The sequence below is a fragment of the Pandoraea sp. LA3 genome, from assembly GCF_022696215.1.
GTDB classification, from domain to species: domain Bacteria; phylum Pseudomonadota; class Gammaproteobacteria; order Burkholderiales; family Burkholderiaceae; genus Pandoraea; species Pandoraea capi.
Genome location: NZ_PTPY01000035.1, coordinates 394684 through 407051 on the forward strand (window position 1 = coordinate 394684; position 12368 = coordinate 407051).

Genomic DNA, 12368 nt, shown 5'->3' on the forward strand with positions numbered 1-12368 from the left:
ACGCTTTTTTTTGGCATCCGCACACGAGGGTATCCATGAGCACGCTCACGCAATCGTTGAAAAGTGGCAACTGGCGCGCGCTGGTTGCGTGTTTTCTCTACTTCGACACCGGTTTCACCGTCTGGGTGATGCTCGGACCGCTGGCCCCGTTCATCGGCAAGGACATTGCGATGACGCCCGCACAGACCGGCTTCCTCGTGGCCGTGCCGGTGCTGGGCGCCGCGATCCTGCGCGTCACGCTGGGCAATCTCTATCAGGCCTACGACGGCCGCAAGATCGCATTGATGGGGCTCGTACTGTCGGCCATTCCGTCGGTCGTGCTGCTGCTGATGCCGGGCACGCCGTCGTACACGTTGCTGCTCGTGCTGGGGGTGTTCCTCGGCGTGGGCGGTGCGAGCTTCGCCGTGGCCTTGCCGATGGCGGGCAGCAACTATCCGCCGAAGGTGCAGGGTCTTGTGCTTGGCCTTGCCGCAGCGGGTAACGTCGGTGCCGTGCTCGACGGTTTCATGTTCCCGGGACTGGCCGAACACTTCGGCTGGGCGCGCGCCGCCGGTGCCGCGCTGCCGCTGCTCGCACTCGCCGGGCTGGCGCTGGTGTTCTGGGCCAAGGATCAGGGCGTGAAGTCGGGTAGCGCACCGCGTGCGTTCTCGAGCTTCTTCATCACGGTGTTCGGGCTCGTCGCGCTGGTGTTGTGCGTGCATGCGGGCGCTTTCGGCGAAGGCAAGGCGGGCGTGCTGCTGCTGCCGGTGCTCGGTGCACTGCTCGCCATCGCCGTGCTGCCGCGTCACTATCGCGGTGTGCTCGGTGAGCGTGACACGTGGGTCATCATGCTGGTCTACAGCATCACGTTCGGCGGCTTCGTCGGCATGTCGTCGTATGTGACCACGCTGCTGATCTCGCTGTACGGCATGCCGCGTCTCGAAGCCGGTCTGTTCATGTCGCTGCTCGCGTTCCTCGGTGCGCTGGTGCGTCCCATCGGCGGTCTGGTGGCCGACCGCATCTCCGGCGTGCGCGCGCTCGTGTTGCTGCTCGCCGCCATCTCGGTCATCGACTTCGTCTTCGCGGCATGGATGCCGCCGCAAGGCGCCGGTATCGCGCTGCTCGTGCTGATCTACCTGTGCTTCGGTCTGGGCAACGGGGCGACGTTCCAACTCGTGCCGCAACGCTGGCAAGGCAAGACGGGCCTGATGTCGGGCATCATCGGTGCAGCCGGTGGTATCGGCGGCTTCTATCTGCCCGTGATCATGGGCATCGCCAAGGAGTCGACGGGCAGCTATCAGATGGGGTTCGCCACGTTTGGCGCATTGGCGGCGCTCGCCTTCGTGCTGGTGGTTGCGCTGCGCACGCACTGGATGTCGTGGGCCTTGCCCAAGGAAGTGGCGGGTGCGCCGGTGCTCGCCGGTGGTGTCGCGCACGTGGAATAAGCGTGGAGTAGGCGTCGTTCGTCGATTGTCGCGGGCTGGCGCTCGCATGCAGGATCTCAGGCCCGTCGATGCGAAGGCACGACGGGCCTTGGTTTGTGCGAGACGCATCGCATAGACTGTCGGGCAACATCGTTTTCCCGCAGGAGCCACCATGCGTCTGGGCGTCCCCAGTCTCTCGGCGTTGCAGGCCTTCGAGGCCAGTGCCCGTCATCAGAATTTCGCGGCAGCCGCGCAAGAACTCGCGCTCACACACGGCGCCGTCTGCAAGCGGGTCGGGGAGTTGGAAAAGCACCTGGGGGTCGCGTTGTTCGAGCGTGTCCGGCAGCGGCTCGTGCTTACGCCCGCTGGCGCCGAATACGCGAAACGCATTCGCGTGCATCTCGATCAGATTCGCCGCGACACGCTCGACGTCGTGCAGCAGGGCCGTGAATCCGAGCTGGAAATTGCCGTCGGTGTGACGTTCGCCGCGCAGTGGCTCATTCCCCGGCTCGAAGACTTCTATGCCACCACGCGTGACGTGCGTCTGCATATTCTCGGGCGCGATCAGCCCGTGTTCTTCGACGATTCCGCATTCGATGCGGCGATCTACTTCAGCACGCGGCTATGGCCCGGCATGCCCGGCACGGCGCTTGTCACCGACGATTCGCTCTTGCTCGTGGCCGCGCCTCGACTGCTGGCGGGGCGCACGTCATTGACGCTCGACGAAGTCGCCGGGCAGTCGTGGATCTGCCCGCGCGATCTCCCGCGCGTGTGGGACGACTGGTTCGCGTCGCAAGGTGCGACGCACGCGTCGGAGATCCGGCCCCAACGCGGTGCGCAGCGTTACGACATGTTCATCATGGCGATCAACGCGGCAGTCGCCGGACTCGGCGTGGCGTTGCTGCCGCGTGTGCTCATCGAGCGCGAACTCGCGAGTGGCGCCTTGATGCAGGCCCACGCGCATACGCTCGCGAATCCCCAGACCATCTACTTCTCGTACCCGGCGCAGCGTCGCGACTGGACACCGTTGCGTCAGTTCGACGCCTGGTTACGCCGCGCTGTCGACGGGTATCTCGGCGAACGCGTCAGCGAACGGACCTGATTACCGGGCCGACCGGAGGTCAGGGCATTCGCGCAGCACTTGCTCGTAGAGGCCCTGATAGCCGAGCCACGCCACATAGTCCGATCCGAGCAGACGGAAGACCTCGCGGGCTTCGGCGTCGGAGAGCACTTCGAGCGGTCCGGCGGCTTCGGCCAGCAACTGCACCTGCGCGCATCGCTCCATCGCGAGAAAGCGGTAGGCCGCGGCATCGACGGACGAGCCGACGGTGAGCAACCCGTGATTCAACAGCACGGCGGCACGCTGATGCCCCATCGTCTGGGCAATACGACGACCTTCGTCTGCACCGAGAACGAGCACGTCGCCACGGAACAACACGTGGTCTTCGAAGAACAGGCACGCTTCCTGATTGATCGGCGCGAGATGGCGCTTGCGTGCGGAGAAGGCGCGGCCGTGGGTCGTGTGCGTGTGGGCGGCGGCCGTCACGTGAGGCAGGGTGGCGTGAATGCCGGCATGGATGGCCATCGCGGCGGCATTGACCGGACCGTCGCCGTGATGCAGGCCGCCGGCTTCGTCCACCAGAATCAGATCGTCGGGATGGATCGACGAGAAGTGCTGGGCGTAGCGATTGACCCAGAAACGGTCGTGAAACTCGGGGTCGCGCACGGTGATATGCCCGGCGATGCCTTCGGCCAGCCCGAAGCGCGCGAAGATACGAAAGGCCACGGCAAGCCGCAGTTTCCGGTCGGCACGTTCGTCTTCCAGGTTATCGAATACTTGCGGCTTGGGCAGCGGTGCGCCCAGCGGCGTGGGGATCGCAAAGGCGGCAAAGGCGTCGTGCGGGGAATTCATGGGGGCGCTCCGTCGAATGGGGACGCCGTGCCCGCCGTGCGGGCATCGGCTTTCCCGGAATTGTCCCCGCACGGGTGCGGCAACGTCTATCGACGAAAAGTCACTGGTCAGGGACCTATCACTGCCATCGCCCCCGGTCGTTCATTCCCCCTTGCGGAACAGACCATTGAGCGTTGCACCGCTGGCGGCGCCGTCGAAGCCGTCGAATCGACCTTCGGCCAGCGCCTGCGCCGCATGCATGAAGCCGCCCCATGCGGAGCGGGCGAGCGCACCGCCGACGCTCACGCGGCGCACCCCGAGACTCGCCAGCGTTTGCAGGGTGAAGGGCGACGTGGCGCCGACGAGCACGTTGACGGGCTTCGGTGCGACGGCCGCCACCACGGCGCGGATCTGCTCGGCAGACTGGATGCCCGGCGCGTAGAGGCAGTCGGCGCCCGCTTCGGCGTAAGCTTGCAATCGTTTGATCGTGTCGTCGAGATCGGGCACACCGGCGAAGAAATTCTCCGCGCGGCCCACGAGCAGCGTATCGCCGCCGGTCTCGTCGATGGCGCGGCGCGCCGCCCTCATGCGCGCGACGGCTTCGTCGAGCGGGAAGAGCGGTTCGTTGTCGTTGCCCGTCGAGTCCTCGATGGACAGACCGGCCACGCCGGTGGCGACCGCCAGCTTCACGCTCTGCGCCACGTCGTCGGGCGTGCTGCCGAAGCCGCTTTCGAAGTCGGCGTTCACCGGCAGGTCGGTGGCCTCGACGAGGGTGCGCAAATGCGCAAGAACGCCGTCGCGCGTCACGCCGTTGTCGGGGTGCCCGGTAGACCAGGCGAAACCGGAACTGGTGGAGGCGATCGCCTGAAAGCCGGCATGTTCGAGGTATTTGGCGCTACCGGCGTCCCACGGATTGGGGATGACGAAACAACCGGCGAGGTGAAGCTCTCGAAACGCGGCGCGTTTTTCGGCGATGCTGCGTGGCATGGCATGTCTCCTGAGGGGGCGCAGTTCGCGATGCGCTGCGCGCGGAATTTCCCGATCATCGCGGTTTTGCGACGCGCTCGCAAGGCAGATTCCCCATGCGCGTGCAGGCATGCCGGCGAATGGCGACCGACGAACGGTTTTGTCGAGCGTGGCGACAGAAGGGGGAACGCGGTGTCCCGTGCCGCGCCGGTAATCCCTGGTAACAACTTTTTTGCGGCAACGCGGGAATAAGCGCGCTTCAACCGGCGTTATGCCATCATCTTCCAGCGTATTTTCAGGACGTCCAACGTGAATTCTCAGCCTCCTTCAGTCTCATCGGCGTCTGCCGGCAAACCCCGCGTGGCCCTGTACGAAGATCCCAAGTACACCCGTGTCGCCATGCTGCTGCATTGGGCGGTCGCGCTGCTGATGCTCGGCAACGTCGCGATCGGTCAGACGATTGCCTTGCTGTCCGACGCCACGCTCGAAAAGATCGACGTGCGTTTCTGGATCGATCTGCACAAGTCCATCGGTATCACGGTGCTCGGTCTCGCGATTCTGCGCATTCTGTGGCGCGTTACGCATCGTCCGCCCGAGCTGTCGCACGTTTTCGCTTCGTGGGAGCGTGCCGCAGCGCATCTGGTGCATTGGCTGCTGTACGTGCTGATCTTCGCGATGCCGCTCTCGGGCTGGGCACATGACTCGGCATGGGTGGCCGCATCGACGCACCCGCTGGTGCTGTTCGGCTCGGTACCGTTCCCGCGCATGGGTTTCCTGATGGCCATGAGCGACGCGAGCAAGGACTACTGGCACGGCGTGCTGGGCGACGTTCATACGTATTGCGCCTACACCCTCTATGCGTTGCTGGCGCTGCACATCGGCGGTGCGCTCAAGCATCAATGGATCGACCGTCACCCGGTGATCGGCCGGATGCTGCCGTGAGCACGGAGCAGAGCCTAAACATGACACCGACTATCGAGACGGGCGTTTCCCGACTGGAAGCGTTGCGCGAACAACACTCGCCGCGCTTCACCCTGCCGCCGACGCCGCTCGCGAGCTGGCTCGTGCACACCGGCGTTGCCGTGCTGTGGTGCCTGTTGTTTGCGCAGGCGTTCTTCCTCAAGGGCGTGTTCGCGTGGGGCACGGGCGTGGCGTATGTCGTCTACGACACCGTGCTGCTGGCCTTCGTCTTCTGGCAGGCGTGGCGCCTGATGCGCCCGGACCCGGACGAGACCTGGGGCAACGCTGCCGATGCGGCCGCGGTGCGCCTCACCCTCGGCGTGGTCGTGGCGGCGCACAACGAAGCGGCGGCGCTGCCGGTGACGTTGCGCGCGCTCATGGCGGGCCGCCATGTCCCCGACGCCATCGTGATTGCCGACGACGGTTCGCACGACGGCACCGTCGCCTTGCTCACGGGCGACTATGGTCTCGTCGATCCGGGTGTGGGCGGGTTGAGTGCACCGAGCACGCGTTATCCGAACCTGCGCTGGCTGCGCGTGCCGCACGGCGGCAAGGCGAAAGCGCTCAATGCCGCGCTCGTCGGTATGGACACCGACATCGTCATGACGGTCGACGCCGATACGCTGCTCGACGCCGGCGCATGTGCGGCCATGCACGATGCGTTTGCCCGTCGCCCGCGTCTCGTGGCGGCCACGGGGGTGCTCACGCCGGTGTGCGGCGACACCATGAGCGCGCGCGTGTTGCAGTTCTTCCAGACGTACGAGTACATCCGCAACTTCATCTCGCGCTTTGCGTGGATGCGCGCCGACGGCCTGTTGCTGATCTCCGGCGCGTTCGCGTGCTTCCGGCGCGAAGCGGTGCTGGCCGTGGGCGGCTTCGATCCGGCCTGTCTGGTCGAGGATTACGAACTGATCCATCGTCTGCGCCGCTACTCGGTGGCGCATGCGCTGCATTGGGAAGTGCGTGTCGTGGGCGGTGCACAGGCGATTACCGATGCCCCGGGCACTCTGACGAGCTTCCTGCGTCAGCGTCGTCGCTGGTTCGCGGGCTTCCTCCAGACGCAATACTGGTATCGCGACATGGTCGGCAACGGCCGCTACGGCAACCTCGGTCGCTGGATGCTGCCGGTCAAGGCGTTCGACACGCTTCAGCCGATCTACGGGCTGACGGCCTTCGCGCTGCTGGTGACGTTCGTCTGCGAAGGGCATTACGGGGTCGTGCTGCCGGTCTCCGGGATCATTCTCGGCAAGATCGTCATCGATCTTGGCTTTCATCTGTGGTCGGTGCATGCCTATCGCCGCTGGACCGGGCACAGCACCGGCACGAGCCTCGGGCTGGCCTTCGTGGCTGCCGTGCTGGAGCCGTTTTCGTTCCAGTTGATGCGTCACACGGGGGCGGCGATGGGCTGGGGCCACTTCCTCACGGGACGTCAGCGTTGGGGAGTTCAGGTGCGACGCGGTATCCTGTCGGGCGAGCGCGGGGCGGAGGTGCCCCGCGACAGGTGATTTCCCGGCAGTTTTCTCTCCCCGATGATTCGATCCTTGACGTGGTTGGCGATGGTGTGTGCGCTTGGCGCCGTTCTGGGTGCCGTAGGGTGCACTTCACCGGCGCCGAAGCCGGCAGGCCCTGACTACGCCGCGCAGGGCGGCGCTGCCGAAGTGCGTGGCGACTGGGATACTGCGCGACGCGCCTTCGGGCAGGCGGTGCTGGTCGCGGACCAGTCCGGCTGGCCGGCGTCGCAACGCGCGGCGGTGCATTTCGACTACGGGCGGGCGCTCGGCGTGACCTGCTATTACGCCGAAGCCGAGCGCGAGTTGAGTCAGGCCTACGATCTCGACATCCTGACGGCGCGCTATCGCTACCCGGCGCTCGTCGAACTGGCGCGGCTGGCATTGGTGCAGCGTCAGTTCGACGTCTCGGTCAAATACTTCGGTCGTGCACTCGGTACGCTCGACCGTCTGGAGGCGGCGCGCAAGGTGCCGTTCGCCTACGCCGAGTTGCTCGACGACTACGCGCTGGCGCTAGGCGGGGCGGGTGACGCGGAAGCCGCGACGCGCGTCATCGACCGTGCCGCCAGGGTGCGGGCCGGTCTCGCCGACGATGCGCGCAGCCAGCCCACCTCCCGCACGCCGTATGGCAGCCACTGCGGGCCGTTGGCCGCACAAGCCGCCGAACAAGCCGCCGAGCCATCGAGCAAACAAACCGCCGTACCTTCGGCAAAGCAGGCACGATGAATCATCTGCGCGTGCCGCTCGCCAGCGTTGGCGACTTCGACGAAATCATTGACGTTCGTACGCCGCTCGAATTCGCCGACGATCACATCCCCGGCGCCATCAACGCCCCGGTGCTCAGCAACGAAGAACGCATTGTCGTCGGCACGATGTACAAGCAGGTCTCGCCGTTCGACGCTTCGCGTGAAGGCGCGGCCATGGTCGCGCGCAACATTGCGCATCATCTCGATACGGTGTTTGCTGACCGGCCGCGCAACTGGCGTCCGCTCGTGTATTGCTGGCGCGGGGGCATGCGCTCGGCGTCGATGACGCTGATGATGAACATGATCGGCTGGCGGGCGCGTCAGCTCGAAGGCGGCTACAAGACTTACCGCAGCGATGTCGTGGCCTCGCTCGCGGCATTGCCGCCGACGCTCGACTACGTGGTCCTCGCCGGACACACCGGCAGCGGCAAGACACGTCTGCTGCACGCGCTGGCCGACGCCGGGGCGCAGACGCTCGATCTCGAAGGCCTCGCCGTGCATCGCGGGTCGCTGCTCGGGGCGATGCCCGACGCGCCGCAGCCGTCGCAAAAGGCTTTCGACACGCGGTTGATGGGTGCGCTGCGTGCGCTCGATCCGGCGCGTCCGGTGTTCGTGGAAGCGGAGAGTCGTCGCATCGGCCTCGTGACGCTGCCCGAGTCGCTGATGAGCGCGATGCGCGGCACCATGCGCTGCGTTGAGGTCAGCGTCGCCATCGACGAGCGTGTGGCATTGCTCACGCAGGAGTACGGTCATCTGCTCGCGCAACCGGAAGCCTTTCGCGCGCAGTTGCTGCGGCTCGTTCCGTTGCATGGCAGGGCGGTCGTCGACCAGTGGCTGGCGATGCTCGATCAGGGGCAGCAACGCGAACTCTCTGAAGCGCTCATCACGCGGCACTACGACCCGGCTTACACGCGTAGCTCGCGCAAGCTGCTCAAAGGGCTGACGCAGGCGATGCCGTTCGCGTTTCATCCCGGAGCGCCAGACCTGCGCCCGCAGGCACAGGCCCTGCTCGCCGTTATTTCACCGGCAGACATATCTTCGTCTGAAGCTGTGCCGCCGGGGTCGAACGCGGGTCGTTGAGGTACTGCTCGAACATCGGGAAGTTGGCTGGTTCCAGCCCGCTGTTCGGCAGCCACTCCGAAAAGAGCCACTGATACGGCTTGCTCATCTCGTTGTACGGGCCGGTGTACGTCAGCACGGCACATCGTCCGGCCGGAATCTCGAACCTTTCCAGATCGCCGCCGATGTCGGCATCGCTTGCGACCGACACGCCGGCGAGCGAGCGCAACTGTTCGGTCGGCACCTGTTCCGGATCGTCGAAATAGACGCCGAAGCCGGTGGTGTCCGGTCGCGCCAGACCGTGCGCGGCGGCCAGCATGAAAACGCGGACGAAGACCGGGCCGATGGCCTGATAGTCGCCGCTGTGTCGCAGCGCGGCAAGGGTCGTGGCGGGAAACGATTCGACTGAGATCGGGTACATGTTGGGCTCCTGAGGATCGATGGTTTCGGAGCGGGTGTCCCGATAGCGTCCCGGCGGCATGCCGAAGAACGCGCCGAAGGCCCGGTTGAACGCGGCGTCCGACGTATAGCCGGCGCGCGACGCCACAACACGCATCGAATCCTCCGAGTCCGCCAGCGCGATCGCCGCACGATGCATGCGAATGCGCTGCACCGTGCCGTTCACCGTCTCGCCGAGCAATGCGCGGTAGACACGATGGAAGTGATACGGCGACAGGCAGGCCAGTTCGGCGAGGTGGTACAGATCCGGGGGACTCTCCGGATGACTGGCCAGCCAGCGCAGCACAGGCTCCATGCGTTGGGCGTAGCGAAGACGGGTCTCGGGTTTCATTTGCGCTCCTTGGACGCCAATGTAACGACCGGCACTTTGCCGATTTTGCGATTTTCCCGCGACGGGTCTTCGCTGGCGGACGCCTGCGGCGGCCGATCAATCGTTAAACATTCCCTTGCGGATGATGGCGTGCACGCCCCAGTTGCCATTGACGACCTGCGTCACCCCGAAGTCGACGGACACCGAGAGTATCGCAGTCGCTTCGTCTTCGGTGAGCCGTTTGACTTGCATGAGAAAGCGGCGCGCTTTGAGGAAGGCGTCGCGCAGGGCGCTGTCGAGCGTCGATTTCATGTAGATCTGGCTCTGCGCCTTCTGACCCAGCTCGGCAAGATGATTCGGCGAACTGAAGCCGTGGATGATCCACTCGGTCGGGGTCTCGACCAGCGGATAGGTCAGGTCGGCATACGGTGCGCTCGCCTCGATCGCCGCCTTCTTGTGCAGGATCAACTGGATGTTGCCCGTGAGCGAACATTCGATGGCGGTGCCGCCGAGTTCAGCGTCGCCCTGCGAGGCGTGCGGGTCGCCGATGGACAGCAGGGCACCCGGCACTGCGACCTTGAGAAACACGCTCGCGCCGCGCGTCACGCGCCAGTTGTCGAGATTGCCCGCGTAGCTCGACGGCGGAATCGAGTCGATCAGGCCGTCCTGTGCGGGCGCTACCGCCAGCACCCCGAAGTGTGGCCGCAGCGGAATTTCGACATTCCGGAGCGTGCGGTAATTCTTGGTGATGCGGGTGTGATCGACCGGCACGCCCGGATAGTCGATGGTCGGATGCACGACGCCGAACGGGTCCTGCTGCGGTGTCCAACGGAAGCTGTAGATGGCGCGTGCGACGTCGCTGCCTTCGTCCATCGATTCGTTGCCGGTGCCGTCGTGGCAATCGATCTCGAACACCGTCACGACTTCGCGCTCGCGCGGCAGCGTGAGCATGTCCTGATAGTGGAAGCCCCACCATGTCGAGGCATGGCTGCCGAAGGCCTTGCCCGCGAACTCGGGGTTGGCGCTCGGGCGGGGTTGCAGGTCCAGAATCCGCACTTCGAGCACGTCGCCGGGCATGGCGTCTTCCACCGCGATGGGGCCGGTGCAGATGTGCACGCCGAAACCTTCTCCGGCGCCGCGTCCGTAGACCGACGCATCCATCGGCCCCGCGCCGCGCCGGTCGACGTTCTTCTGCGTTGCCGTCCAGTGAAACACGCTCTCGGCGCCGGGGTCGCCCTCGATCATGCGCGCCCAGTCGTCGGTCGCGTGTTGCGTCAGAGTCTCGATGGTGACCGTGTCCCCGGACGCGACCGTCAGCACGGGCGCAAGGTCATGACTCAGATAGCCCCAGTGCACCGAATCGCACGTTGCGCGCAGGTAGTGATGGCGGCCCGCGTCGTGGGGGAGCGCGCCGCGCAGCGCGTCACCGCCGGGCGTTGCGTCGTGCGAGGGCAGACGGGCGTGCGCCGCGTGGGCGGCATGGGGCGCATGTGGAGCGAGTCCGGCGGGCACATCCGGATGGCCGCGCGAGATGCGGGCGCGTTCCGGCAACACCCGCTCGCGCAACGCCTGATCGCGGCTGGCTTTGGGCGACACGCCGAAGCGCTCGCGAAATGCCTGGCTGAAGTACGACGGATCGTTAAACCCCCAGCGATAACAGATGTCCGCCACCGTCAATTGCTCGTACGCCGGATTCTGCAAATCTGCGTGGCAGCGCTGCAAACGGCTGTTGCGCAGATAGGACGAGAAGCTTTGTCCCGCGTCTTCGAAGAGTTTTCGCAAGTAGCGATCCGACACATGCTCGTCTTTGGCAATCGCACTGAGCGACAGGTCGGGTTCGGCCAGTCGCGCCTGAATCCGGTGACAGATGCGCGTGAACACGATGGTGCGCGATGTCGACAGATGCGAGGCCTGCGGTCTGACGGCCGTCAGCGCTGAAGCGAGGCATTCGAGGATCACGCGCTCGGCGGGTTCGAGCGCATGCGGATCGGTGTCTTGCATCGTGTCCAGTTGCAGGGCCAGCCCGCTGAGCAGGCCGCCGAACAGACCCGACACGCGCTCGGGAAGTTTGCACGCATGCGTTGGCGGCGCTGCGCCAAGACGCGGGGCGATGAGCGCGTGACGCACATGCACCGAGATCAGCCGGAACGGCGTTCGGGCGACGAGATCGGCGCTGTGCGTGCCGGGGATGCAGGCCATGTCGCCGGCCACGAGCGTCTCGCCCTCGGGCACGCCCGCGCCCGTCAGCGCCGCCTGACCGTCGAGCAGCATGACGAGCAGGAAGCCACGCTCGCCGCCCGCGCGTGCCGACACCGTTTGCGGCGTGGACGCGATCACCGACAGTTCGATGCCGCCGGGCGTGCGATGCGTGAGCAGCGTGCCGTGCAGCGGCTGGGCGTCGGAGGGGGCGCGAAAATGCAGACGTGCGTCGAGCAGGCGCGCTTGCCACGCAGGCCCGCGCTGATCCTGGGCGTAGGACTCGGTTGAGAAGTGCGCGCGATCCAAAATCCGGCCTCCTTCGGAAATGACGACGGCGGCCCGGCACGGCCGTCGTCGACCGTGCCGGGGCCACACGTCAGACGTGCAACTGCGCTAGCCGAAGTGTAACTGGCCGCGCATTGCCGCCACGAAAGCAAAGCCGACGAACGTGCCGACGATGGCGAAGATGCCGCCGAGCACGTTCGGCGCGGGAATCGGCGCCCGCACGCCGGTGTACAGCACACCGGTGACGAGCCCGACCGCCGCGGCCTGCAACTCGGTCGCCCCGAGCGTGATTTCGACCATGATGCGCTCCTCAGAACTGACCGGCAGAAGGGGACGAAGGCGATGCCCCGGCACCCGACAGGCTGTCAGCGGGCGGACGTCCGAACGTGACCGAGCGGCGCCACACGTTCACGATCAGATAGCCCAGATACGTGAAGATGATGGCGAAGATGCCGCCGAGCACATTCGGTGCGGGAATCGGCAGATCGAGCCACGAGTACAGCGTGCCCGTCACCAATCCGACGATCAGGGCGACAAGCTCGTTGCGCCCGACGTAGACGTATTGCATGGGTGGGTCCTCCG

Annotated in this window: 12 protein-coding genes; 6 read left to right on the forward strand and 6 right to left on the reverse strand. The window is 66.0% G+C overall.

The annotated features are described in order from the left end of the window. Nucleotides 1-35 precede the first annotated feature (35 nt). Complete coding sequence (locus C5N93_RS17135; RefSeq protein WP_150722924.1) at nt 36-1424, forward strand: MFS transporter; 1389 nt, start codon at nt 36-38, stop codon at nt 1422-1424. Between the two features lie 151 nt (nt 1425-1575). Further along, nucleotides 1576-2505 (forward strand): LysR substrate-binding domain-containing protein, encoded by a 930-nt coding sequence (locus tag C5N93_RS17140; protein ID WP_242560230.1) that lies wholly within the window; start codon nt 1576-1578, stop codon nt 2503-2505. Here C5N93_RS17140 and C5N93_RS17145 read toward each other — a convergent pair whose 3' ends face one another. Both C5N93_RS17145 and C5N93_RS17150 read right to left on the reverse strand, forming a co-directional pair. Then, the gene (locus C5N93_RS17145; protein WP_242560231.1) at nt 2506-3315 is read right to left on the reverse strand and encodes a class II aldolase/adducin family protein; all 810 of its coding nucleotides are present in this window, start codon (nt 3313-3315) and stop codon (nt 2506-2508) included. A 141-nt stretch (nt 3316-3456) separates the two neighbouring features. After that, on the reverse strand, nt 3457-4281 hold the full coding sequence (locus C5N93_RS17150) for an isocitrate lyase/phosphoenolpyruvate mutase family protein (RefSeq protein ID WP_242560232.1): 825 nt from the start codon (nt 4279-4281) through the stop codon (nt 3457-3459). A gap of 339 nt (nt 4282-4620) precedes the next feature. Between C5N93_RS17150 and C5N93_RS17155 the strand changes: the two genes are divergently transcribed. From C5N93_RS17155 to mnmH, 4 genes are read left to right on the forward strand one after another with little or no spacing between them, the layout of a single operon-like run. After that, nucleotides 4621-5202 carry a cytochrome b gene (locus tag C5N93_RS17155; protein ID WP_150723010.1) on the forward strand — a complete coding sequence of 194 codons (582 nt, stop codon included), beginning with the start codon at nt 4621-4623 and terminating at the stop codon, nt 5200-5202. Between the two features lie 20 nt (nt 5203-5222). Beyond that, a complete protein-coding gene (locus tag C5N93_RS17160) occupies nt 5223-6725 on the forward strand; it encodes a glycosyltransferase (protein WP_242560234.1) in 1503 nt (500 codons plus the stop codon). A 24-nt stretch (nt 6726-6749) separates the two neighbouring features. Next, nucleotides 6750-7454, forward strand: coding sequence for a hypothetical protein (locus C5N93_RS17165; protein WP_242560235.1), 705 nt, complete (start codon nt 6750-6752; stop codon nt 7452-7454). Then, complete coding sequence (mnmH, locus tag C5N93_RS17170) at nt 7451-8554, forward strand: tRNA 2-selenouridine(34) synthase MnmH (protein WP_242560236.1); 1104 nt, start codon at nt 7451-7453, stop codon at nt 8552-8554. Before C5N93_RS17165 ends, mnmH begins: the two co-directional genes overlap by 4 nt. On the opposite strand, the gene C5N93_RS17175 is transcribed toward mnmH, so the two are convergent. From C5N93_RS17175 to C5N93_RS17190, 4 genes are all read right to left on the reverse strand, one after another. Further along, the gene (locus C5N93_RS17175) at nt 8490-9323 is read right to left on the reverse strand and encodes an AraC family transcriptional regulator (protein WP_242560237.1); all 834 of its coding nucleotides are present in this window, start codon (nt 9321-9323) and stop codon (nt 8490-8492) included. The two genes, mnmH and C5N93_RS17175, sit on opposite strands and share 65 nt — an antisense overlap. A 96-nt stretch (nt 9324-9419) precedes the next feature. Next, nucleotides 9420-11807 carry an acetamidase/formamidase family protein gene (locus C5N93_RS17180; protein WP_242560238.1) on the reverse strand — a complete coding sequence of 796 codons (2388 nt, stop codon included), beginning with the start codon at nt 11805-11807 and terminating at the stop codon, nt 9420-9422. A gap of 87 nt (nt 11808-11894) precedes the next feature. Continuing rightward, nucleotides 11895-12086, reverse strand: a complete 192-nt coding sequence (locus tag C5N93_RS17185) for a DUF1427 family protein (RefSeq protein WP_039397456.1) — start codon at nt 12084-12086, stop codon at nt 11895-11897. 10 nt (nt 12087-12096) lie between these two features. After that, nucleotides 12097-12354, reverse strand: coding sequence for a DUF1427 family protein (locus tag C5N93_RS17190; protein WP_242560239.1), 258 nt, complete (start codon nt 12352-12354; stop codon nt 12097-12099). Nucleotides 12355-12368 lie beyond the last annotated feature (14 nt).